Genomic DNA, 21,285 nt, shown 5'->3' on the forward strand with positions numbered 1-21,285 from the left:
CCGCTACCAATATACGACCGCTCACTCCCTACGCCAGACGGGGTCTCCTTGTCGCTTACGATCGACCGAACGCCCTCTAGGTCTTTCATCAGGCGATGGTTTCTGGGCTAAATCCAAGCTCGTTTAATATCGTCGCCAACGTCATGCCGTAATAACCTGTCCAGTGGAATAGGAAGCCATCGATCCTCGAGATGCCCTGGGCCTCACCAATTCTCGCGATCAACAGCAGGCACCAATAGTGCGCTTCTCTGCAGAAATTCGCGTCTTCGAAGATCGCTTGCGGGTTTTCAACGAGCCCATCAATGTGGATGCCCGGGAGCGACATGGATGACGGTGTCCAACGCGGATGCATTATCGTGTTTCTGAGGTTGGAGAATTGGAATATCCGGTCGATGAGCGTAGCCTGATCAGTGACAAATTGCTCGGGCGTCATTGCGATAAGATCCGCAAATTTCCTGGAGAGAGTCCCGCTGCGCTGTTCAAGGCGCTGCAGGATTGCTGCGCTGCCTAACTGGTTTCCACGCACGTGGAAATAGGTGTTGGCGAACGCCTCCAGGCCGGTGAGGCTCATGACGAAGCTCTGAAGGCCAGAACCACGCAGTTCGTTCGCGCTTTCCTGTTCAGACATCGCCCGCAGATGATCCGAGGCAAGCCGGAAATACGTCGAAACAACCGTGTACACTTGCTCGAGCTGTACCGCCGCCTTATACGGATCGCCATCTTTCCGCACCTGTGTAACGGTCCCGTCTTCCCCAACCTCTAGATCGAAATGCGGCATCTGCTCCTCCAAAATACGGCCTAGTGCGACATAGACTAGAATCTAGTCATTGCTGCCGCGAACGGGAATGAGATTAGTCTGAGGTAGGGTGAGATTCATGTTCGATCATGATGATGTGAAATTCTGAATCGAAATCACATTGAAAGAATTGAAGCATCATCAGGGTGAGCACCGTAAATCATCTCGAAGTGACGATCCGCGAATGTCTTCATTTCCTCGCGGGTGCCGTTCTGGCTCAGCCAACGGTAGTTGTAGTTAAATCGCCCCGGTTTTTGGATCCATTGATCCGTCATGTCGTAAGTAACGTTGGCGGCGTAGAAGCTATCGAACACGTTCTGAACAGACTCTTCACTGCGACCTGAAACCAATCTTGGAAAGATGCCGTCGTCGTCTTCTTTATCAATGAACAAGGCGCCATGCCGATCAAACAAAAATAACGCGTGTTCCGATACGCGCTCACCTGCCATCCAAGCGCCAGGCCAGCAAAAGAACTCTGGTGTCGCGAGCTTATCCTGCATGAATGCAAGAAAATGGGAGAAAAGTACCCGAACGGGGGTATTCCCTACCTTAAAGTCGAACGTTTCAAGCTCACCCATCAAGCCATGGAGAGCAGCATCTTCTCTGATCCAGTCTGTGCACGCCGCGGCGATTTCCAGCGGCGATGCGTTTAATGAGTAACGAGCAAGCTCACTTGTGACGGCGACGTACTCCTCCCGACTGTAGTGCCGGATCGCGGTGGTTGTCCAAGGACATTGAATCCTGATCAAGGTTGCCAGCATCATGAATCTGGCACCTGGATCGGTGTCAGTTATAAATGAGCGGAAATGCGGCCATATCTCAAAAGGAAAACCTGCTCCAGGATTTATGGCCATATCGCATACCAGGAGGAACAGCCCAACGGTTGGGTGGGTCACCGAAGCTGGTCGGTCTAATTGCGTCGCTTCAAGGAACAAGTTAAACGCTGACTCATAGACCCCGTGAAGCATTCCCATTTGTTTAAAGTCGTCAAGCTCCAATCGACCATTAGAAGCGAATGCGAGATATTGCATTTGGCTAAAACAGGCCTGGCCTTCAAATATCTCTCGCGTACCTACTCCCCATAATTCGATGGGAGATTTGAAGTAGAAGCCCGTTTCCTTGGCCGCTCGAAGGGCGTGAAACTCATCTTCCCATCCCTTCGGATGAGGTAGTACCTTAAATTCGGGGTCGACGGTGGCGCCTAAGACGAGGATATTGTTGCCATAAGCTATCTGGTGTGCGTGTCCAACCGATTCAAATAGGGGACTGTTGCTGATATCCTTAGCGGAAGCTGAATTGTACGTTAGAGCCCGGAACGCTCCGAAATCGAAGTGATTATTGACTATACGATTGGCGAGACCGGTAACGTTCTTGACAGTGCTTGGCCCTGGCAGCGTGAGCGCCAGTTCACGGACCGATTTTTGAAAGCCGTATCTCTCCAGCAGCTCCTTTAAGTGCGTGTAGTTCGCGTGTGCTTGTGTCGGGTATGTGAGGCTAAGCATTAAACCATGCGTTGATCCAACATGCTGCCACCAGTGGATCGTCTCGTGAAGAAAAGTCGAGAACGCCTGTACGGTTTCAAAATTCGATCTTTGAGTCGACTGACTGCCGTTGGCAATGCCGCCCAAGGCTTTATGGACCTTCGGAGACAGCCGTAAAACGAATTGAAACGTGTTGTAGGAGCCGTGCCCATCAAGGGTCGCGTGAAAGGAGCCACGTTCGGCGGGGGTCAGAAGGCCGGACTGGAGGTTTATCGCCATCAGCTTCCCAGAATATGCGACGGTGAATTTGTCCGGAGATATCCGGGTTGCATCAGCTCAAATTATTCGGACTTTATCGTAGTTCAAATTCGAAAAATCGACGACGAGCTTCTCGTCGAAATGGTCGCGAAAATCCAACGCATCGGCGCCTTCGAAAATCAATCCTCTGTCCCTAAGGCTTCTAAAGACCCTCGAGACGGCGGAGATGAACACAGGTATCACATTTAAGTAAATCTGCTTCTGAGGATACCTCTCCCGTTCTGCTTTTCGGAGAACGTCGTCGAAATGGAGGCCAGCGCGCAAATGTTGGATGAGAGACTGTCGATTAGCGCTACTTAACTTGTTTTCCAATGCAGGTGATTGGAGCACTGGGTCGACGCGCATGAGGAAGTCTTGGATTTTATAAAACTGTCGTGCTGTCGAAGCTGGGTTCACCAGCCGATGGCTCACCAAAAGAAATTCGGCCCCTAGAAAACGACGAGGACCGCCTGGTTTGTTCATTTCGGCGTTCCAACTGGAAAAAAGCTCATGGTCACGGTGATGGAGCGCATTTCTGAGCATAATCAACACGGCGGTGTCGGGATTTACGAAGTAATCGAAATCGGATTTATCGACATCGTACAGGCTGTGAAGCGCTTCCAATTTTGACTCGAATGCTCGGTCTAAATTTTCAATAGCCTCTTCCAAATCTACATGCTTAAGTGTTTTGAATGCTAGATTTGCTTCGCTATATCGCCTCATGGTGGTCGCAAGAACCCGAACGGCATTTTGTTTGATCTTCATCGCTTTTTGCGGACCACGCCTTCAATAAGATGAGAAGTGATCATTAGGGTTTCTTGCAGACCAGTATCGTTTCCGTTCGCATGCGCTTGCTTAGACTATCGCCCGTGACCGGAAGATAGCGGTTGGCAACGGGCAGGTCTCGTTCCCTCATTTCAACTAGTTCCATTCCCGCAATCCGCGCGCTTTCAGCGACCCCTTGAGCGTTGTTGATAAAGGTACCTTTAATACAGCTGTTGCCCACCACATAAGTCGACGAACCGCCGGACTTCAGCACACGCGCAATTTCGGCGGCCATGCTAAGAAGGTCGAGTGCATATCTTTGGATTATTCCTTCAATCCTACCGGGAAGAGCGGAACGTCCACGCATGGCAGTCACCACGGTGTCTACCTCGTTTTTCTGGTCGTGGCTGTCAGCTTTTCTTTCGGCTCCGATTGACGAAGACCTTACCAAACGGAGCTCCGGGATCGAATGGCCTAACCAAACGAGAGACATGCGGTGACCTCTCAAGTAGTCAATCGCGTTCAGGTAAGGTGGAGATGTGATGACGGCATCGATTGTAGCATCAGGAAGATCGAGCGCCCGAGCATCTCCCTTAGCAATCCTTGCCGTACCCGGCGGCGGATTCTCGACGAGACGCTGACGCAGCTGGCCAACCGAACGCTCGAAATTCGGAACCACCTCGTATTCGGACTCGGTCGCCACCCGGTGAGGGCGGCTATCGGTAGCGGACACGATGAACCGTCGTCTCGTCGCCATGGATGAGAGGCTGCGATCTGAGCCGCAGCTTCAGGGCGTCATAGATGCGGGAGAGATGCTTTTCGCTCGAGCCGATCACCCAGTGGCCCAGAGCGCCACGGCTGACGGGAACGCCGGCGCGTTCGAATGTCTGCGCCAGGCGGTAGAGCGGCGTGCCGTCGACATACTTATGAACGAGCGCGAAGGCCAGCGTCGAAGCCGTGGCGATGCTGCCCGGCAAGGGCTGCGTCGGCATCGGCGCGGTCACGACCGGCGTGTTGATGCCGGTGCGGTCGCAATGGCGGCAAGCATATTTGAAGCGCACATTCTGCAGGACCTTCGCCTTCACCTCGATATGAAGTTGCTCGGTGACGGTCTCGCCCATGCGATGCATCGGGTGACGGCAGCAAGGACAAGCCTTCTCGTCGTCGGCAAGGTCATACTCGACGCGCTCGCGCGGCAGGTTGTCCGGCAAGGCCTTGCGGCCGCGCTTCTTTCCCGTCGCCCCTGGGGTCGCCGGCAAGCCCGTGTCCGGCAGGGCAACGACATCGCCATCTTCGTTGTCGGCGGCGTCCTCATCGCCAAACTGTTCAGCTTCATTGAAGAGGCGATCAACGTGCTTTTCACTGCGTGGCGCAAAACGATGCAGCCGTGCCAGCGCCAGTTCTTCCTCGAGCTTGACGACGCGCTCCGTGAGCTGACGGTTCTCCGCCTGCAGCGCAGCAATGCGCGCCATCAACTCTTCAACAGTCGGTTCGCCGGGTCGATTCATCAGATTCTTGAATCGAAAGCATGCCGCCGCGTCAACCGCTCAATTCGAAAGCCCTCAACCGGCAACCTGATATTGCCGCACCGGATGGCGGACCATCGCATCGATATCGATGCCGTCGAGGATCCAGTGCAATTGCTCGGTCGTAAGCGTGACCACCGCTGCCTCGCGGCGCGGCCACCGGAACTTGTCCTCGGTCAGCCGCTTCAGGACCAGCACAAAGCCGGACCGGTCGAAGAACAAGAGCTTCATCCGGTCGCGACGGCGATTGCAGAACGCAAAAACCACCGGAGCAAACGGATCGAGCGCCATCGTTTCCTGAACCAGAACCGCAAGGCTGTTGATGCCGGCCCGGAAGTCGATCGGCTCACGGTGCAGGTAGACTTTCAGATCAGCGCCCAGTCTGAACATGACCCAACGCTCCGATGATCGCCGTCAATGCATCCACATCACCGCATTCCAGCGTCAACTTCACGCCGTTCGGCAGTGACGCGCTCACCTTGGCTGGAGAGGAAAAAGGCGCAGCCCTTTTCGATGCCGACCCACGCACTCCATCGCAAGTCCCCGGCAAATCCACCGCAGCCATGCTGCTCTGTCGCAGCAAGGCCCGATGGGAAGTGCTTTCAATCTGAACCGGGATAAACGCCGGTGATGAGGACGGCGGGAGAGGCTGGGTCTGCGTGCGTTTCTTTATCCACTTGCGCAGAAGGTTCGCATTGACCCCATGTTCGAGCGCAAGCCTCGATACCGACACGCCAGGCTCGAGGCAGGCCGCGACAAGACGGTCCTTCGATGCGGGGTCGTATCGGCGTCGCCCGTTCCGGCCGACAAGTCTCACACGCAGTTTCTGCTCATCTTCTTCCATCACTTGGTGTCCACCTATTTTGGTGGACACCTCATGCATCAGAGCACTCAATGGCAAAAGGTGCGGGGAAATTCGCGCTTACTCTCCGCAAGCAGAGAGAGCCCATCTTTGGGAATTCCGACATCCCTCAGGCGTACAGGGAGGTTCAGGCGCACAGGCAGCAATGCCAGTCCTTCGATGAAACGGGAAATCCGCTCGGCTTGATCGGCGGCTCAAGGTGAGGAAAAAGGCAAGGCGCCAGCTCGGCATAGGCATCGCCACACGCAGTCGCGTTGAAGCGCAGGACATGCGGCAGCACCAGACTGTTGGAAAGGCCGTGCGCAACATGATAGCGGCCACCGACCGGGTAGGCGAGAGCATGGACGGCAGCGACTGGCGAATTGGCAAAGGCCTGGCCGGCCAGCATGGCGCCGATCAGCATCGCCTGTCGGGCGGCCAGATTGGTTCCGTTCACGACGGCAATCTCGATATTCGCCCCGAGAAGCCGAAGGGCCTCCTTGGCAAGGGCACGGGAAACTGGATTGTTGTTTGCACTCGCGGAGGTGAACGCCTCGATGGCATGCACCATGGCGTCGATCCCCGTCGCAGCCGTCACGACCGGTGGAAGGCCGATGGTCAACTCCGCGTCGAGAAGGGCCGCATCCGGTAGCAGCACCGGCGATACGACGCCCTTTTTCTCGTATGCGCCGGTGGTGACAATGGAAATCGGCGTGACTTCAGACCCGGTGCCCGCCGTTGTCGGCACGAGTACCAGCGGCAGGCGCTGCCCACTGACTTTCCCCACACCATAAATATCGCCGAGTGCTTCACCGCTTTTGCAGAGCAGGGCCACCAGCTTGGCGACATCGAGCGACGAGCCGCCGCCGATGCCAAGCACACCGGTTGCGCCGAAGGCAATCGCCTGCGCCACAGCCGCATGAATGATCGTTTCCGGTGGATCGGCGACAACGCCGGTGAAGGTCGATGTCTCAGCGCCGCCGTTCGCAAGGGTTGCCAGGGCCGGCTGAACGAGTCCAGCTTTGACGACCCCATCGTCCGAAATCACCAGAACACGCGGCCCAAGTCGGGTTTTCGTCAATTCCGAGAGCTTGGCGATGCAACCCGGCCCCGCAATGATCTGCGGGACGGTCGCGAATGTGAATGTGGACATCGTGCCGTTCTCTCACTGATGCCATTTGACGAGCGGCTGGTAGTGATGCGGTTGGCGCATGACAACAAGATCCTTTCGCCGGACGATATTCGTCGGATAGGGCGTCTCGAGATTGGTGGTATCGACCGCTGCCGCAGCAATCCCATCTTCATCCAAAATCGGTGATTCCTTGCGTGGAAAAGATCGTTGTTCAATAAGCCTTCTTCGATACGCTTTGCATCAAAGCCGCAAAGTGACTTCGATTAGAAGTCGCCGAACCCGATTGCGATAGACTGGAATTATGCCGTTTGCCTCCACATGGCTCGTGATGGTAGCGTCGCCTTAACATTTTCGGCGGTATTTATGGGCATGAGCCCGAACCCGCCGACCGATCTTACGACGCCCAGGTATAAGCGTCATCGTTTTCCCGCAGAGATTATAGCGCATGCGGTTTGGCTGTATTTCCGCTGAGCCTGCGCCATGTAGAAGATCTGCTGGCGGAGCGGGGTATTGAAGTCTCGTTCCAGACTGTCGCGGAGTGGGCTGCCAAGTTCGGCCGAGACTATGCCCGCTCCATCCCGGCGGCGGTCCAGGGGAAGTTTTGCCGACAAGTGGCATCTCGACGAAATGGTCGTTTCCATCAAGGGCAAAAAATACTGGTTATGGCGGGCCGTCGACGCTGATGGTTATGTTCTCGACGCTCTGATCCAGAGCCGCCGGAACAAGAAGGCGGCCCTTCGGCTGATGCGAAAGCTACTGAAGGCCCAGTGCGTCACACCGCGTGTTATGATCACCGACAAGCTCAGATCATCCTACGATGTGGCCAGAAGAGAAATCATGCCCGGTGTCGAGCATCGTTCGCATAAGGGGTTGAACAACCGGGCGGAGAACTCACACTTGGCTGTCCGACGACGAGAACGAGGCATGATCCGGTTCAAGTCGGCAGGGCAATGCCAGTCCTTCGTATCCATCCATGGCCCGATCGCCAACCTTTTCCATCTTCACCGCAAACATCTGACAGCCGCCGATCACCACGATATTCGTGCTGCCGCTATGGCGGTCTGGAGCCAAATCGCCTTGACGACTGCCGCATGAAGCGGCCCCGCCCTGGGCATCCTGTGCCCAACCCAGGTTAAGGCGACGCTACCGTTCCATAAATAGGCGTTATCCCACGATTGAGATTGCGCTCGTCGCTTCAGATACCATTCAAAAGCAACTAGAGGAAACGAGAACGGGCGAAGGCGGTCCTAAAAGCGCTATGGCATTTGTCATTCATATGCATTATCATCTCACCGAAAAGTGGAGATCGCTATGGCTGCAAATGCACTGGTGCAAACTCGTATTGATGCCGAGGTTCGGGATCGTGCCTCGGCAGTACTTGGAAATATGGGGCTTACGGTATCGGACGCGGTTCGGATCTTACTCACCCGGACGGCCAACGAGGGTGCGCTGCCGCTTGAACTTCTTTCAGGCAGTGAGGCCCATGACACTTGGTTTCGCACCAAGGTACTTGAAGCGCTGAACGATACTCGGCCGGACGTCTCGGATGACGAAGTCGAGGCACATTTTGCTGAACGTCGAGCGGCAGCCCGCCTTAACGCGGATGCTCGCAAATCGTGAAGCTTGCCTGGGCTGCGTTCGCGTTATCGGATCGCGACGCCATCTTCACATACATAGAAGCAGAAAATCCGTCGGCCGCCATTCTGGTCGACGAACGGATCGTTGCTGCCGTCCGTCGGTTGGTAGATTTCCCCGCGAGCGGTCGTGTTGGCAGAATTGCGGGCACCCGCGAACTGGTAATTAACGGCACGCCGTACGTCGCGGCGTATGCAATTACCGAAACAGCGGTCCGCATTCTTCGCGTCCTCCATGGCGCGCAGGAATGGCCAGACACTTTGCCAACGAGCTAGGCTTTGTTCTCGATGCTGAGAATCAACGGGTCGATGGTTCGAATTGGTTCAAGAGCGCTACGAAAAAACCAACCATTCAGGTGCGCCAAGGAGGCAACAGACGCTAACAGGCCAAAATGTCGAGCCCGGCCACCAAGTTCTGCGATCCGCCTACGAAATTCCTTCCTGCCAGGCTTGGTAGACGGTCCTGATGCTGGGATGAAAACCCAGGCTGCGGGCGAGGGACGTATCGACATGCAGGTACCAGGGATTTGAGAGAGGCTCGCAACTTGAGTCCAACCGCTTCCCCACCATGCCCGCGAGTTCGTAGATGGAGGAGGGCGCCTCGTCGGCCAAGTTCACGATGCGCCGATCGAAATCACCTTTGAGCGCCAGCGTGATTGCTTGTGCGATATCACGATGGTGGATCGTGCTCATGCGTTGCGCCGGATGCCAGGTGCTGACGTGCTTGGGAAGAGATTGGAGATGTCCGTCACCGTCGCCATAGACGAAGGGGAAGCGAAGGATGGACCAGTTCAACCCGCTTTCGCGCAGTTCCTTTTCCGCGGCAACCTTGCTTGCGGGATAGGCGTGCTGGGGATCGACCGGGTCGTCTTCCCTTCCCGGATGCGGATTGTCCTTGTTGTAGACGTGGCTGGTGCTCGACATGATGAACCGCGCGTCGGGAGCGTGGGTCTTCACCGCAGCGATCAAGTTGCGTGTCCCATCGAGGTTGCTTTTCCAGATGAGATCGGTGTCTTGTGTGCGAAACACGGCGGCCAGGTGCACGATTGCGGAAACCCCCTGGGCGGCGTTCGCCAGGGTTGAAGGGTCGAGAATATCGCCCGTTACGGCATCTATTTCTTCAGGGCAGCTTTTGCCCGCCCGGAGCAGGGCTCGGCAAGCGTAGCCGGTCTCCACCAACCGCGGCAGAAGTCGCTCGCCAACGAGCCCGGTGGCTCCGGTGATCAATACGGACATTCGCTCAATCCTTTCGCAACAAGGCCTGCAGTCGTTCGGTCGCAGATCTGAGGACACGGATGGTCGTGGCCAGATCGGCCTCGTCGATCCCGCCGAAGGCAGCATCGTGAATGAAAGAAAGATCAGGCATCCGGCGCCACAGCGCCTCGCCGGCGGCTGTCAAAGTCAGCAGACGTTGACGCTGATCGCCTCCATCCGCGGTCTGCGCGACCAGGTCCTTGCGGACGAGCGTGGCGATGATTCCGCTCAGGGTCGCGCGTTCCAGCTCGAGTGCGCGACCGAGATCACGCTGGACGGACGGGCCGTTGTTGACGAGATACCAGAGGACATACCATTGCGTGGATCCCAGATCGAAAGGCCGCAGGCGCTCGTCCATGAGAGCCCGGCCCGCGAAGTAACATCGCTTCGTCCATGCTCCCACGGAGAGGTCTTTGGTGTCCGCCTGATCATGCATGTAAACGGCCTGCTCATTTTGTTCGCTACCATACGATAATCGCAAGGTAGCGAACGACTGTCAAGGCTCGATGCTGTCGGATTCGGATGAAGCGATCTCAAGGGGCCGGGCCAGAAAGCTGGACAGCCGTCTTAGACGCAAGCGACGCGATCAGGCCGGCAATGACTGTGATGACGACGACGTCGTTGGGGCGCTATCGCCACCGCTTCACATGGTCGACGAGCGCCCGAAGTTTCGGAGCGAGATTGCGCCGGCTGGGGTAATAAAGAAAGAAGCCGGCAAACGGAGGGCAATAGTCCTGAAGGAGAGGGACGAGTTGACCGGATGCGACATAGGGTTTGAACGTGTCTTCCATACCGAAGGTGATGCCGCCACCGGCACAGGCCGTGCGGATCATAAGCCACATGTCGTTGGTGGTGATCTGCGGGTCGACAGCCACGTCGAACTCGCGCCCGTTTTCGCCGAATTCCCAGCGATAGGGTGCGCTGTGTGGCGCTGGTCGCCAGCCGATGCACCGATGCGTTGAGAGTTCCGAAGGATGCTTGGGTCTGCCGAAACGTTCAATGTAGGACGGCGCGGCGAAGGCGCCCTGGCGCTGGTCGCCCGAGACTGGAACGGCAAACATATCCTGATCGATGACCTCGCCCAACCGCACCCCCGCGTCATAGCCTTCCGCCACGATGTCGAATTCCTCGTCCGTGACCGTCACGTCGATCTGAACTGAGGGAAAGGCATCCGCGAAACGCGCCAGAAGTGGCCCCGAAATGAACTGCTCGGCGATGGACGACACTGCCAGCCTCAACAGTCCGCTCGGTGTGCTGTCGCGGTCCGCCGTCGCGTCGAGCGCCAGTCCGACTTCGGAAATCGCCGGCGCCACCCGATGATACAGTTGTTCGCCGGCCTCCGTGAGACTGACACTGCGCGTCGTGCGCCGCACGAGCGCGACGCCCAGCCGATCTTCAAGACGTCGGACAGCCTGGCTGACCGCTGGTCGAGTGACGCCCAGATTCTCCGCGGCCACACGAAAGCTGCGCGCTTCGGCGACAGCCAGGAAAACGGAAATGCCATTCAGATCGATTGCCATTGGTTAGATAGATTTACCAGAGTGGTCATCATTGGGCAAATTGTCCGATCTCATCGAGGCGCCTACCTTAGATCATACGAGCTAGGACGCGAGGCCTGTCGACGGTGCACGCAGCTTCAGTGCCGGTCGATGGGTCTCATCAAACTCTCAGCAGCCAGGAAAGGACTGTACCATGACCATTCTTCCGACACGCCAGTGGGTCGCCGGCGCGAGCCGTAGAGCTCTGATCACACTGGCATTGCTGTCGCTCGCCCTGCCGGGCACAGCCATTGCAAACGCCACGGCAACGCAGGTGCAGGCTGCGGACAGTGCGGCTATCGAGCAACGGAACAAGGCGATAGTCGAAGCCGCCTTCGAAAAATGGCGCGGGGGCACCTATGTCTTCGGGGAGCTTCTCGCTCCCGACGTCGTCTGGACGATCCATGGTTCCGGGCCGGTCGCCGGCACGTATCGCAACCAGAAGGACTTCATCGAGAAGGCCTCGCGTCCCCTGACCAGCCGGCTCGCGACCCCGATCGCGCCGGAGGTGCACAACATCTTTGCGGACGGGGACACGATCATCATCCGCTTCGACGGAACGGCGACCACGACGTCGGGCGCACCTTATCGCAACCAGTTCGTCTGGATACTCAAGATGAAGGACGGCCTCGTCCTCAATGCGGAGGCCTTTCTAGACCTCGTTGCTTATCAGCAGGTGGTCGACAACAACGCCCCGCGGTCACAATGACCGACGCCTGCGGTTCGGCAGACCTGAGCGTCTGCCGACCGATAACCGCGCATCCGTGCGCCATGGCTTCCAAACCGAGAACAGCAACGCTCAATGGAGCAGGACCATGCGACAGGCACTTGTAGCAATCATCACGGCCACCCTTTCATTTCAATCGGCAGAAGCACAGGAGACCAATTTGCAGCCGAACCATCCCTACGCAGGCATGTGGGTCACCGACGACAACCGTGTTCGCCATGAACTTCTGCCGAACGGACGCTATGTCGAGGCCCGCGGCCAGCGGGAGCGAGCTTATGAGGGTCGTTACGAAGTCGACGGGACGCATATCGAGTACTGGGACGACACGGGCTTCACCGCCGATGGCGATTTCGTCGATGCCAACACACTGCACCATGGCGGCATGATCTTACGACGTCAGCCAGCAACGCCTTGACATACCTGTTGACAGGGGCAGCGCCCACTCAGTGCCGCCCTGTCATTGCGACCTGTCCACTTCTCGGAGGAGGTTGATGAAGGCTCGTAGTGGTGACGGCATGTGCCGGCTGCGCGGGTAATAGAGCGCCAGGCCCGATGTCGGCGGACACCAGTCATTGAGCACGGTCACCAATTGGCCAGATTCGAGTAACGGTCGGGCAAAGTATTCAGGTACATAGGCGATACCGCGTCCGTCTGCGGCTGCCTGCACGAGAAGATCGTTGTCGTCGAGAGTGAGATTGCCCGGCACGTCGATCGCCACTTCGGCGCCGCGTCTGGAAAATTCCCAGCGGTAGCGCTTTCCACTGGGCAAACGTTGGCGGATGCAGCGATGCGCATGTAAATCGTCGGGCGTGTTTGGCCTTGCCTTGCCGTCGAGATAGGACGGCGCCGCCACGGCGATGAAACGGACGTCGCCGCCGAACTTCACCGCGACCATGTCTTTCGGAACTGTTTCCAGCAGGCGTATTCCGGCGTCGAAGCCCTGTTCCACGATATCGACCAGCCGGCCTTCCGATACCAGATCAAGCTCGACATCGGGATAGAGATCGAGAAAGCGTGGAACGACGTCGGTGAGCAGGATACGGGCGCCGCTCTTGTTCGCATTGATCCGCAGCGAGCCGCTTGGGGTTCCGCGCTCCTCCGAGAGGGTATCGAGTGCTTGATCGAGATCCTGCAGAACCGGGTCGAGTCGTGCGAGCAGGCGCGCGCCGGCCTGCGTCAGCGATACGCTGCGTGTCGTCCGATTGAAGAGGCGGACGTCCAGCTTTGCTTCCAATCCGATAATCGCGTGGCTGAGGGCGGAGCGCGAGACCCCCATGATGTCGGCCGCTCTGCGGAAGCTTTGGTGATTGGCAACCGCGGCAAAGGCGGCAAGGTCATTCAGACTAGGGCGTATCATTCGTGATTTATCCTCACCACTTCATATCAAATTGGCAGTCTTATATCACCAATGCTGCGGGTCTACATTCGGCGATGAACAGATGAGGAAAATTACATGCCAAAGACATGGTTCATTACCGGCGCTTCTTCCGGGCTCGGTTTCGAGATGGCGCAGCAGTTACTCGCCCAGGGGCACAAGGTGATTGCGACGCTCCGCCGCTCGGGACCGCTGACGCAACTTGAGCAGGAATATCGCGAGCGCCTGGATACCGTTCAGCTCGATCTTGTCGAGCCGGAGAGCATTGTCTCGGCCGTCGAAGGAGCCTTTAAGCGGCATGGCCGCATAGACGTTATCGTCAGCAACGCGGGCTATGGCCTGTTCGGTGCTGCGGAAGAGCTCACGAATGAAGAGATCGACCGGCAGATCGCCACGAACCTTACTGGTTCCATTCATCTGATCCGTGCTGCACTGCCCCTTCTTCGAAAGCAAGGTGGCGGGCGGATCGTTCAGGTCTCGTCCGAAGGTGGGCAGATCGCATATCCAGGCTTCAGCCTCTATCACGCGACCAAGTGGGGCATCGAGGGCTTCCTCGAAGCCGTGGCACAGGAAGTGGCTCCCTTCGGCATCGACGTCATCATCGCCGAGCCGGGACCAACCGGCACGAATTTCGGAGCCAATCTCGTCTGCGCGAAACCGATGGATGCCTATGATGAAACTCCTGCCGGCGCCGTTCGCCGGGCAATCAGCGAGGGCAGCTTCGAGATCAAGGGGGATGCGGCACGCACGGTGTCCGCAATCATAGCGGCCGCCGAGAGCGAGACGCCGCCATTGCGGCTGGCGCTGGGTAGCACGGCCTACTCGTCCATCTCAAAGGCGCTCTCCGCACGCCTGTCTGCCCTTGAGGCACAGCGAGACGTGGCAGATTCCGCCGACAGGCAGGATCTGTGAACCGCAGCGGTTCGGAACCAAGGACCTCGAGAACAGGAAAGAAGATAACATGTCCATTCGACCAGCTATATTGGCTCTCGCCTTCAGTGTCTCGTCTTCTGCTTTCGCGCAGGCAGCCGCTGAAAACCAGGTTGTAGGCACTTGGCGCATGGTATCGGCAACCATCGATCCTGGAGGCAAAAATATCGCTGCCTATGGAGAAAAGCCCAACGGCCTTCTTGTCTTCACTCCCGACATGCACTTCGTGGAGGTTCTGACCGACGCCGACGTCCCGCGGTTTGCTTCCGATGCTCGCGGCGAGGGGACGGACGATGAAAATCGCATTGCCATGTCCCGCAGCATCGGGTTCTTCGGCACCTACACCGTCGATGAGAACGGAGAATTCAGCGGCAATCGCGTGGAGGGGGCGACGTTTCCGAATTGGATCGGCAGCGTGCGAACACGTGATGATCTTACGCTGGTCGTACAGGGCGATCGCATGACGGAACGGTTCCGCAGGCCGGAGGGTACTGAAATCAAAATCGAGTGGCGGCGCGTCGAATGAGGACCGGAGGCCGGGCTCAAGGCGAAGTTTGACTCAAAATGTGGGCAGCGAGCACGAGGCAGTATGGCGCACGTAATGACAACATCATTACAATGCTTGTAAAGATGTTGTCATTACGCTATATGGGGTGAAGATAGGAGTTTGTTATGGCCACGTCACACACCAATAAAAGTCCAGATGTCAGCGTGCCGCTGAATATCCGCATTAAGCCAGCGACCCGTAACCTGATCGACCGTGCCGCCGAGCTGCTTGGCAAGACGCGCACGGATTTCATGCTGGAGGCGTCCGAGCGCCGCGCCGAGGAGGTGCTGCTCGACCGTACCATATTCACGGTCAGCCCCGAAATCTATGCCGAGTACCTTACCCGGCTCGATGCGCCCGCACAGCCTAATGATCGCCTGAAACGCACAATGACGTCCAAAGCTCCGTGGGATGAGGCGTGACCCTCAGCGCACCGGCACCACTTGCCGACCATCACGAGCTGGCTGAATTCAATTCCGGCGTTCCTGAGCTGGATAACTGGTTGCGTCGTCGCGCCCGCGCCAATCAGGCAGGCGGCGCATCGCGCACCTTCGTCGTGTGCGAGGGCAATCGGGTCATCGCCTACTATGCGCTCGCCTCCGGAGCCGTAAAGCAGCCGGAAGCACCAGGCCGTTTCCGGCGCAACATGCCCGACCCGATTCCGGTTGTCGTCCTCGGCCGCCTCGCCATCGACGAGACCTACCAGGGGCGCGGTATCGGCAGAGCATTGGTGCGCGACGCGGGCCTGCGCCTGCTCAATGCCGCTGAAGTTCTCGGTATCCGCGGCGTGCTGGTGCACGCGATCTCCGATAATGCGCGAGCCTTCTACGAGGCGGTCGGCTTCCTGCCTTCTCCGTCCGACCCGATGATGCTGATGGTCGGGCTGCATGATCTCAGTAGCGCGCTGAATCCCTGACCTCCTTCAGCTGGCTCTCACAATTCGGATGTGATTTTGGTCATCGCCGATGACTATTGCGGACGACCTCTTTGCTGAAACTAGCGCCGAAATCAGCGCGGCCGCCGAGACCCTCTTCCCGCCGTGATAGTTGCCATAGCTGGTGTTGCAGCAGAACGTCTCGCTTTGTTATTTTTGCGAGCATTGCCGCAGGAGATTAGGTCCAATCTACATTCAGGGTTCTCAACGCGGTTTGGCGTTGATTCATTGCGTTCCGAAGGTTCTGATTCGGAGCGCGACGAATGGCCAAACGGTACGAACTGACGAACGCCCAGTGGGAGCGCATCGCTGCGCTGTTGCCGGGTAAGGCGGGCGATCCGGGCCGCACTGCCGCCGACAACCGCTTGTTCGTCAACGGTGTCCTGTGGGTGCTGCGCTCCGGCGCCCACTGGCACAATCTGCCGGTGCGGTATGGCAAGTGGAAAAGCGTCCATATCCGCTTCTCGCGCTGGGCCAACAAAGGCGTGTGGGAGCGGGTCTTCAAAGCCCTCATCGACGATCCCAACAACAAATATCTCATGCTCGACACCACCCTGGTTCGCGCCCACCAGCAGGCAGCGACCGGAAAAGGGGGGACCAGAACCAGGCTCTGGGGCGTTCCCGAGGAGGACTGACCACCAAGATCCACATGCTCGCCGATGCGCTCGGCCGGCCACTGCGCTTCATCCTCACCGGCGGGCAAGCGCATGACATCGTCACTGCCCCGGCGTTGCTCAACGGCATGAAGGGCACTGCCGTGATCGCCGACAAAGCTTACGACAGCAACAACTTGCGCCGCATCATCGCCGAGGCAGACATGCTTGCCGTCATCCCTTCCAAACGATCCCGCAAAGTACCGATCCCGCACGACACCATCCTCTACAAGACCCGCAACCGCATCGAACGCTGCTTCAACAAGCTCAAGCACTTCAGACGCTTCGCCACACGCTTCGATCGTCGCGCCGTCCATTTCCTCGCCTTCATCCATCTCGCCGCAGCTATGTTATGGATGCGATGAATGTCGATTCAGCCTAGCTCGATACGGTCCATCGATCTGCGTCTCGTGGATGATCTCGTCGATTTCGTCCGGGGGGCAGGGCTTCGTGCTGGACTTTTCTGACAAGAGCTTTTCCGACTTCTTCGCCTCAGAGCTCAAGGTTAACATCGACGACCCAAGGTATGCCGTGAACGGAGGGTCGAAGGGAAAGCGACTTCGCTATTTCCTGCAGCATTGCGATGATGCCACCGCCGTTCGTACCCTCGCGGCGCTTTGGGAACATCGTTCGGAATATCTCGCGCGCACCGCCAGCAAGGCCCCGATCGTCAATGCCGAAACCCGCTACCAGGGGCTGATTAATCGACTTTCGGGCAATTCCGCTCCGCAACCAACTGCGCCCGGTGCCACGGCTACCGCCATCGATCGTAAGAGGGTTGAGAAGGCCAAGTCGAATCTCCTGCAAATCACCGAGCTTACCCCACAAGCGCGGGGTTACGCTTTCGAAGGCTTTCTCAAGGACCTCTTCGACGCTTTTGGGCTAGCCGCCCAAGAACCCTTCCGCCTCCGCGGCGAGCAGATCGACGGCAGTTTCCAGCTTGGCAGTGAAATCTATCTGCTCGAAGCCAAATGGCAGGGTCAACCCTCTTGGCCAGCCAGATGAACCTCTTGTGCTTCGCCCAAAATCTCAACGGCTCCTCGATCGAATGCTTACGTTAAGATGGCAGGCTGCCGACTACGAACATATTGTTCTGATCATCGAAGTGTACGAGCTGCGTGACGCTGCCCGTGTTGAAATCGAGGATGAGCGGCGGTTGGGCTGTGATTTGGGATGTGCTGCGCTCGTGCTGACTTTGTGACTGGAAATCGGGGATGATTTGGCTTGGAATTGCCATGCCGAGCTGGACACCACCTAGTAAAGTCAACATGATTTCATTGTTGATTTGAAAGCTGCCTTGACCATTATTCAACACCGAGGAAGCGGTTGTGATTGCAAGAGGTTGCAATTGTCCGTTGATGTTGAATCCTCTGGCTAATCCTGAGGTGATGGTGCTGTCGGAGCTGTTGGTAAGCTGAATGGTATCAGGTAGGCTGGTTGTACCGGTTTGATTGATAATACTGCCATCAAAGGTAAATGTCTGTCCGGATAATGCCGGCGCCTGAGAGTTGATCTGCAAAATTTCATAGGCTTGTAAGCCATATGACGATGTATAGACCGATATGGAATCGGTCCAGCTTATGTAGATAGTGCCCACTGCTGAGGTTAAAAGCGCCACAATTTGGTAATCCGCCGAATCTTGAGGCTGCAAAAGCGCCACGGACATTCCAGTATTCGATATGGTTTGAGACCCCGCCTGGTCAATTTGGATTTCGAGGGAAAAGTCAGTCATAGTCGCTATCCGGGACGAAGCGTTGGAAGTCGAGGTTTCGGGGGCATTTTCCGGTGGTGAATGCGTTTGCCCGAAATGCCAAACCGGTCATTCCGGACAAACGATTTTTCTATGCAAGCGTGGCTGCTACCAGCTTATCGTCAAATTGTCCGGGCCGGGCGTGGCCGTAGTGTTTGTTACTGACACACTCTGGCCGTTGATGGGATAGACATCAGCAACGCCTATTGCCGCCACATGCGCAACGGCTGCTCCGCCATTGATCGAAATGGTGTAGGGCGTGGCCACACCAACTACGGTGAGGTTGTTTGTCACGGTGTTTGCACCAAGATTAGCAGTATGCCCGCGTGGGATTACTTGATTTGGCATTGGATGTACTTTCTCGATGGAGTTTTGCAAAAAGAAACATCTGCGTCATTCAGGAGATATGATTTACTGAACGACGCAGATTCGTTGCTAGCTCAGGATAAATTGGTTCTGCTGATCGTTATACGTGATGCCGGCAGTCGTATTCGTCGTATACTGTACGGTCAAAGCGTTGCCGGAGACCTGCGAAATGACGATGCCGTTGTTAGAATAGCTTGACGTAAACACCTGGATAGTTTCGATCGGGGTGAACAATGCCGTCTGATTATACAGCACGCCAGCGGCGCATATGGGGGCGGAAACCGTCGTGCCGTTAACGCTGGCCCCTTGAACCAAACCGGCTGTGACCATTGCCGTCCCACTGATAATAAGACTCGGATCGTTATTGACGATCTGATACTGGGTTGGGCCAACGACCCCAGAAGCACCCGCGTCGAAATAACCGGCAGTGTTGAGGGTGTAGCTGCTGCCGCCAATTGCAGTGGCTTCTGAGCTGGTCACAATCACTGCTCCTGACTGGGCGTTGGTTGTGGAGGAATAGACAGAATATTGTTCCGTCCATGTGATGCTGTTGGCCATTTGTGGTGTAAAGGTGATCCATGCGGTAGGCTTGCCACCTGCGGACTGCTTGACAATAGAAACGCTTTGGCCCGAGGCACTAAGTGCACTTAGTCCGGCTGCGTCAAACGTGATGTTTAGTTCGTAGCTTGGCATTTTACGTTCCTCTACGGGCACCCAACGGCGGCACCCCTGCGTGTTGATCGGGTTTGGTTCGATGAGGCTTTTCGTCAAGATTCCGGCCAATTACATTTGTGATCTCATGCAATGTATGGATTTGCGCTTTCAGAAAGACAACCTCGAGTACATGGTACTCGGATGAACATTTATGTTCTTCTGCGCCATTCACATTAACTTCTGCGAGGTTCAGTCTTTCTGTAATGATGGGGTGTCATGCCGAAATGTCGCCGGAAAGCCGTCGCGAAGTTGCTAGGCAAATCATAGCCGAAATCTGCTGCGATCACGCTGACGGGTGTATTTGTTAGTCTCAATTGACGCGCAGCGCCCTCCAGGCGCACCTTCCGTTGCCACGCCGAGGGCGGCAGGCCCATTTCCCGTTTGAACATCGCGTTCAGTGTGTTGTGATTGGTGTTAAACATCTGCGCCAGCGCCCGTACTGAAGTATCTTCAGCAATATTGCCGACCATGTAGGCACAGCATCTCTCTACCAAGGCGACACGCGAGTACCGATATTGTGGGTCTTTAAGCGACTGGGCCCGACATTGTGCCAAAATGCGCGCATACAGTTCCGATGCTAAAACTGGCCAGCTTAAGTAGTCCGCAAATCCAATCATGAATGCGTCGTGCCGATTACTGGGCTCAGGCTCAATGAGCGCGATGTTGGAATAGGCAGCGCTGAATTGCGGAAGGTGAGCGTTGTTGAGATCGGGAAAGTGGCGTCGGCAGTCGAAAATGACGATCTGCTTGTCCGCTACCTCGCTGTCAGGCTTGGTCTCAACAATATCGAGCTTTGTCGTGCTACGGATATTATGACGTAGTAGCTCATCGAGACCCATATCCTCTGACTGGACCATGAGTTGAAAGGTTTCTAGCCCGCGATGGGTCGTCGTGCGAAAGAAAGCGATATGACGAACAACGCCCCCCAATATCTACAAATTCCCATGCCGAGTGCAGGTTTTCTATAGAGCAACTTAGGGTTAAGGTAGTTGCCTGAGAGGTTAGATTCTTTTGCGCCTAGCATCTTAAATTTTGCGGGATTCATCTTCTCGGCAATCATAGGATCGTCTCGATGCACTGGCCCGTGCGCTCCAGGAATTGGGAGGCCTTATCAAGACGCTTTCTCTGCTGCGCTTCATCGACGACGAGCACTGTCGCCGGCGCATCCTTATCCAACTCAACCGCGGCGAAAGCCGCCACAGGCTACCTCCTGCGCCGCGCTGTCGTCCGCTCCGGCGAGATTTTCGACGACAAAACACTGTTGAGCTGGGTGAAGGACACCACCTCAGTCGTCTCCGATCTTTTGCCAGGGCCAGGCGATCGCCGGAAACGCCTTCGCCGCTACGGTGACGCTCGTTGCACCTGATCGGGTGGCGCCCCGCCTTTATGAAAACGGTTGGTCCCGACGCAGGCCTTCATGTCCGCGCGCCGGAACCAAATGGCGCGTCCGCATCTGAGCGGCGGATTGCCAGCGGTGAAGACGATCTGTTCATCGCTGCGCATGCGCAGCACCTCATGCGGCATGATCAGCGGCCGACGGCTGAGCTGCCTCGATCGCGATCGTGATAATTCTTTCATCCCCGTGGGATGGTTCGTCTGATCCACCTCGACCGTGGTGTCGCCGCAGCGCTTCGAAATGTAATCGGCCGTGTCCGGATCGTTGATCGCGGCAAACGAGATCCACGATGCGGATTCGAGCCATTTGCTCGTCGCGTCACGACCGCCATAGGCTTCGCGCATCTGGCCGATCGGCTGGAAGATCATGGTGAGCGCGATGCCGTATTTCTGGCCGGCGTCGCGAGCGGTTTCAAGGATGCGCAGATATGTGACGCCCAAGCACTTCCTGTCGGCGTTCGGCATGGAAACCCTGCGGGGTTTGCCGGACATCGAGGCGCTGGAGGATGCGGGATTGCTGAGCAGAGCTGCGTGCAAGAGGTGCCGCTTTCAGCCGAGGCGGAGAGCGAGGAGGAATAAGGTTGCTGCCAAGGGTTTGCGAGGGTATTTGGGTTGTCGCGCTCTGTGTGG

At 56.9% G+C, this 21,285-nt stretch carries 24 protein-coding genes and 6 pseudogenes; 13 read left to right on the forward strand and 17 right to left on the reverse strand.

Features of this window, described 5'->3' with window-relative positions:
* Positions 1-88 precede the first annotated feature (88 nt).
* The 9 genes and pseudogenes from ATN84_RS20990 to ATN84_RS27585 form a co-directional block, all read right to left on the reverse strand.
* A complete protein-coding gene (locus ATN84_RS20990; RefSeq protein WP_068884443.1) occupies positions 89-778 on the reverse strand; it encodes a hypothetical protein in 690 nt (229 codons plus the stop codon).
* A gap of 134 nt (positions 779-912) precedes the next feature.
* On the reverse strand, positions 913-2,556 hold the full coding sequence (locus ATN84_RS20995) for a hypothetical protein (RefSeq protein WP_068884444.1): 1,644 nt from the start codon (positions 2,554-2,556) through the stop codon (positions 913-915).
* 57 nt (positions 2,557-2,613) lie between these two features.
* Positions 2,614-3,339, reverse strand: coding sequence for a hypothetical protein (locus ATN84_RS21000; protein ID WP_068884447.1), 726 nt, complete (start codon positions 3,337-3,339; stop codon positions 2,614-2,616).
* Positions 3,340-3,382: 43 nt separating this feature from the next.
* Entirely contained in the window at positions 3,383-4,072 is a 690-nt protein-coding gene (locus tag ATN84_RS21005) for a hypothetical protein (protein ID WP_153020330.1), read from the reverse strand.
* 4 nt (positions 4,073-4,076) lie between these two features.
* A pseudogene (locus ATN84_RS21010) lies at positions 4,077-4,847 on the reverse strand (IS66 family transposase); the annotation flags it as partial.
* A gap of 54 nt (positions 4,848-4,901) precedes the next feature.
* Positions 4,902-5,255, reverse strand: coding sequence for an IS66 family insertion sequence element accessory protein TnpB (tnpB, locus tag ATN84_RS21015; protein WP_068884453.1), 354 nt, complete (start codon positions 5,253-5,255; stop codon positions 4,902-4,904).
* On the reverse strand, positions 5,236-5,709 hold the full coding sequence (tnpA, locus tag ATN84_RS26385) for an IS66-like element accessory protein TnpA (protein WP_161939606.1): 474 nt from the start codon (positions 5,707-5,709) through the stop codon (positions 5,236-5,238). Before tnpA ends, tnpB begins: the two co-directional genes overlap by 20 nt.
* Before the next feature lie 62 nt (positions 5,710-5,771).
* A pseudogene (locus tag ATN84_RS21025) lies at positions 5,772-6,859 on the reverse strand (iron-containing alcohol dehydrogenase); the annotation flags it as partial.
* 12 nt (positions 6,860-6,871) lie between these two features.
* Entirely contained in the window at positions 6,872-7,015 is a 144-nt protein-coding gene (locus ATN84_RS27585; protein WP_201026420.1) for a hypothetical protein, read from the reverse strand.
* Between the two features lie 192 nt (positions 7,016-7,207).
* Between ATN84_RS27585 and ATN84_RS21030 the strand changes: the two are divergent.
* The 3 genes and pseudogenes from ATN84_RS21030 to ATN84_RS26390 all read left to right on the forward strand — a co-directional run bounded on the left by ATN84_RS21030 (position 7,208) and on the right by ATN84_RS26390 (position 8,748).
* A pseudogene (locus ATN84_RS21030) lies at positions 7,208-7,933 on the forward strand (IS6 family transposase).
* A gap of 216 nt (positions 7,934-8,149) precedes the next feature.
* A complete protein-coding gene (locus tag ATN84_RS21035; RefSeq protein WP_068884458.1) occupies positions 8,150-8,458 on the forward strand; it encodes a type II toxin-antitoxin system RelB/DinJ family antitoxin in 309 nt (102 codons plus the stop codon).
* Complete coding sequence (locus ATN84_RS26390; protein ID WP_082766422.1) at positions 8,455-8,748, forward strand: type II toxin-antitoxin system RelE/ParE family toxin; 294 nt, start codon at positions 8,455-8,457, stop codon at positions 8,746-8,748. The genes ATN84_RS21035 and ATN84_RS26390 overlap by 4 nt, the downstream gene beginning before the upstream one ends.
* A gap of 150 nt (positions 8,749-8,898) precedes the next feature.
* On the opposite strand, the gene ATN84_RS21045 is transcribed toward ATN84_RS26390, so the two are convergent.
* The 3 genes from ATN84_RS21045 to ATN84_RS21055 form a co-directional block, all read right to left on the reverse strand.
* Entirely contained in the window at positions 8,899-9,708 is an 810-nt protein-coding gene (locus ATN84_RS21045) for an NAD-dependent epimerase/dehydratase family protein (protein ID WP_068884464.1), read from the reverse strand.
* 4 nt (positions 9,709-9,712) lie between these two features.
* A complete protein-coding gene (locus ATN84_RS21050) occupies positions 9,713-10,084 on the reverse strand; it encodes a MarR family winged helix-turn-helix transcriptional regulator (protein WP_244491158.1) in 372 nt (123 codons plus the stop codon).
* 271 nt (positions 10,085-10,355) lie between these two features.
* Positions 10,356-11,246: a LysR family transcriptional regulator gene (locus ATN84_RS21055; RefSeq protein WP_068884471.1), complete on the reverse strand. Its 891-nt coding sequence runs from the start codon at positions 11,244-11,246 to the stop codon at positions 10,356-10,358.
* A 172-nt stretch (positions 11,247-11,418) separates the two neighbouring features.
* On the opposite strand from ATN84_RS21055, the gene ATN84_RS21060 reads away from it, so the two are divergent.
* Entirely contained in the window at positions 11,419-11,973 is a 555-nt protein-coding gene (locus ATN84_RS21060) for a nuclear transport factor 2 family protein (RefSeq protein ID WP_068884474.1), read from the forward strand.
* A 106-nt stretch (positions 11,974-12,079) separates the two neighbouring features.
* Positions 12,080-12,406 (forward strand): Atu4866 domain-containing protein, encoded by a 327-nt coding sequence (locus ATN84_RS21065; protein ID WP_068884475.1) that lies wholly within the window; start codon positions 12,080-12,082, stop codon positions 12,404-12,406.
* 42 nt (positions 12,407-12,448) lie between these two features.
* Here ATN84_RS21065 and ATN84_RS21070 read toward each other — a convergent pair whose 3' ends face one another.
* Positions 12,449-13,348: a LysR family transcriptional regulator gene (locus ATN84_RS21070; protein WP_068884477.1), complete on the reverse strand. Its 900-nt coding sequence runs from the start codon at positions 13,346-13,348 to the stop codon at positions 12,449-12,451.
* Positions 13,349-13,444: 96 nt separating this feature from the next.
* Here ATN84_RS21070 and ATN84_RS21075 point away from each other — a divergent pair, with 96 nt between their 5' ends.
* The 6 genes and pseudogenes from ATN84_RS21075 to ATN84_RS21105 all read left to right on the forward strand — a co-directional run bounded on the left by ATN84_RS21075 (position 13,445) and on the right by ATN84_RS21105 (position 17,435).
* A complete protein-coding gene (locus ATN84_RS21075; protein ID WP_068884479.1) occupies positions 13,445-14,278 on the forward strand; it encodes an SDR family oxidoreductase in 834 nt (277 codons plus the stop codon).
* A 70-nt stretch (positions 14,279-14,348) separates the two neighbouring features.
* A complete protein-coding gene (locus tag ATN84_RS21080; RefSeq protein ID WP_425287437.1) occupies positions 14,349-14,822 on the forward strand; it encodes a lipocalin-like domain-containing protein in 474 nt (157 codons plus the stop codon).
* A gap of 146 nt (positions 14,823-14,968) precedes the next feature.
* Positions 14,969-15,265: a type II toxin-antitoxin system TacA family antitoxin gene (locus tag ATN84_RS21085; RefSeq protein ID WP_068884483.1), complete on the forward strand. Its 297-nt coding sequence runs from the start codon at positions 14,969-14,971 to the stop codon at positions 15,263-15,265.
* The gene (locus tag ATN84_RS21090) at positions 15,262-15,759 is read left to right on the forward strand and encodes a GNAT family N-acetyltransferase (protein ID WP_068884484.1); all 498 of its coding nucleotides are present in this window, start codon (positions 15,262-15,264) and stop codon (positions 15,757-15,759) included. The genes ATN84_RS21085 and ATN84_RS21090 overlap by 4 nt, the downstream gene beginning before the upstream one ends.
* Before the next feature lie 281 nt (positions 15,760-16,040).
* Positions 16,041-16,795: pseudogene (locus ATN84_RS26395) on the forward strand (IS5 family transposase).
* 49 nt (positions 16,796-16,844) lie between these two features.
* Positions 16,845-17,435: a hypothetical protein gene (locus tag ATN84_RS21105; protein ID WP_244491160.1), complete on the forward strand. Its 591-nt coding sequence runs from the start codon at positions 16,845-16,847 to the stop codon at positions 17,433-17,435.
* Between the two features lie 52 nt (positions 17,436-17,487).
* On the opposite strand, the gene ATN84_RS21110 is transcribed toward ATN84_RS21105, so the two are convergent.
* From ATN84_RS21110 to ATN84_RS21120, 3 genes are all read right to left on the reverse strand, one after another.
* Entirely contained in the window at positions 17,488-18,162 is a 675-nt protein-coding gene (locus ATN84_RS21110; protein ID WP_068884487.1) for a hypothetical protein, read from the reverse strand.
* Positions 18,163-18,615: 453 nt separating this feature from the next.
* Positions 18,616-19,239 (reverse strand): hypothetical protein, encoded by a 624-nt coding sequence (locus ATN84_RS21115; protein WP_068884488.1) that lies wholly within the window; start codon positions 19,237-19,239, stop codon positions 18,616-18,618.
* A 194-nt stretch (positions 19,240-19,433) separates the two neighbouring features.
* Positions 19,434-20,117, reverse strand: coding sequence for a helix-turn-helix transcriptional regulator (locus tag ATN84_RS21120; RefSeq protein ID WP_153020332.1), 684 nt, complete (start codon positions 20,115-20,117; stop codon positions 19,434-19,436).
* Between the two features lie 241 nt (positions 20,118-20,358).
* On the opposite strand from ATN84_RS21120, the gene ATN84_RS28175 reads away from it, so the two are divergent.
* Positions 20,359-20,610 carry a Tn3 family transposase gene (locus ATN84_RS28175; protein ID WP_425287438.1) on the forward strand — a complete coding sequence of 84 codons (252 nt, stop codon included), beginning with the start codon at positions 20,359-20,361 and terminating at the stop codon, positions 20,608-20,610.
* Here ATN84_RS28175 and ATN84_RS21125 read toward each other — a convergent pair.
* Positions 20,602-21,084 (reverse strand): annotated as a pseudogene (locus ATN84_RS21125) (type IV secretory system conjugative DNA transfer family protein); the annotation flags it as partial. The gene ATN84_RS28175 and the pseudogene ATN84_RS21125 sit on opposite strands and share 9 nt — an antisense overlap.
* Here ATN84_RS21125 and ATN84_RS27875 point away from each other — a divergent pair.
* Positions 21,083-21,234, forward strand: a pseudogene (locus tag ATN84_RS27875) (SMC-Scp complex subunit ScpB); the annotation flags it as partial. The pseudogenes ATN84_RS21125 and ATN84_RS27875 overlap by 2 nt on opposite strands.
* Positions 21,235-21,285 lie beyond the last annotated feature (51 nt).

It is taken from the genome of Paramesorhizobium deserti, from assembly GCF_001558695.1.
In the GTDB taxonomy this organism is placed as follows: domain Bacteria; phylum Pseudomonadota; class Alphaproteobacteria; order Rhizobiales; family Rhizobiaceae; genus Paramesorhizobium; species Paramesorhizobium deserti.

Excerpts from the sequence above, each read along its gene's own strand:
- ATN84_RS21055 (WP_068884471.1), bottom strand. The coding sequence starts at position 11,246 with ATGGCAATCGATCTGAATGGCATTTCCGTTTTCCTGGCTGTCGCCGAA.
- tnpA (WP_161939606.1), bottom strand. The coding sequence starts at position 5,709 with ATGGAAGAAGATGAGCAGAAACTGCGTGTGAGACTTGTCGGCCGGAAC.
- tnpB (WP_068884453.1), bottom strand. The coding sequence starts at position 5,255 with ATGTTCAGACTGGGCGCTGATCTGAAAGTCTACCTGCACCGTGAGCCG.
- ATN84_RS21115 (WP_068884488.1), bottom strand. The coding sequence starts at position 19,239 with ATGCCAAGCTACGAACTAAACATCACGTTTGACGCAGCCGGACTAAGT.
- ATN84_RS21065 (WP_068884475.1), top strand. The coding sequence starts at position 12,080 with ATGCGACAGGCACTTGTAGCAATCATCACGGCCACCCTTTCATTTCAA.
- ATN84_RS21070 (WP_068884477.1), bottom strand. The coding sequence starts at position 13,348 with ATGATACGCCCTAGTCTGAATGACCTTGCCGCCTTTGCCGCGGTTGCC.
- ATN84_RS20995 (WP_068884444.1), bottom strand. The coding sequence starts at position 2,556 with ATGGCGATAAACCTCCAGTCCGGCCTTCTGACCCCCGCCGAACGTGGC.
- ATN84_RS21075 (WP_068884479.1), top strand. The coding sequence starts at position 13,445 with ATGCCAAAGACATGGTTCATTACCGGCGCTTCTTCCGGGCTCGGTTTC.
- ATN84_RS21045 (WP_068884464.1), bottom strand. The coding sequence starts at position 9,708 with ATGTCCGTATTGATCACCGGAGCCACCGGGCTCGTTGGCGAGCGACTT.
- ATN84_RS21050 (WP_244491158.1), bottom strand. The coding sequence starts at position 10,084 with ATGGACGAGCGCCTGCGGCCTTTCGATCTGGGATCCACGCAATGGTAT.
- ATN84_RS21035 (WP_068884458.1), top strand. The coding sequence starts at position 8,150 with ATGGCTGCAAATGCACTGGTGCAAACTCGTATTGATGCCGAGGTTCGG.
- ATN84_RS21110 (WP_068884487.1), bottom strand. The coding sequence starts at position 18,162 with ATGACTGACTTTTCCCTCGAAATCCAAATTGACCAGGCGGGGTCTCAA.
- ATN84_RS21000 (WP_068884447.1), bottom strand. The coding sequence starts at position 3,339 with ATGAAGATCAAACAAAATGCCGTTCGGGTTCTTGCGACCACCATGAGG.
- ATN84_RS21085 (WP_068884483.1), top strand. The coding sequence starts at position 14,969 with ATGGCCACGTCACACACCAATAAAAGTCCAGATGTCAGCGTGCCGCTG.
- ATN84_RS21120 (WP_153020332.1), bottom strand. The coding sequence starts at position 20,117 with ATGGTCCAGTCAGAGGATATGGGTCTCGATGAGCTACTACGTCATAAT.
- ATN84_RS21060 (WP_068884474.1), top strand. The coding sequence starts at position 11,419 with ATGACCATTCTTCCGACACGCCAGTGGGTCGCCGGCGCGAGCCGTAGA.
- ATN84_RS21105 (WP_244491160.1), top strand. The coding sequence starts at position 16,845 with ATGATCTCGTCGATTTCGTCCGGGGGGCAGGGCTTCGTGCTGGACTTT.
- ATN84_RS20990 (WP_068884443.1), bottom strand. The coding sequence starts at position 778 with ATGCCGCATTTCGATCTAGAGGTTGGGGAAGACGGGACCGTTACACAG.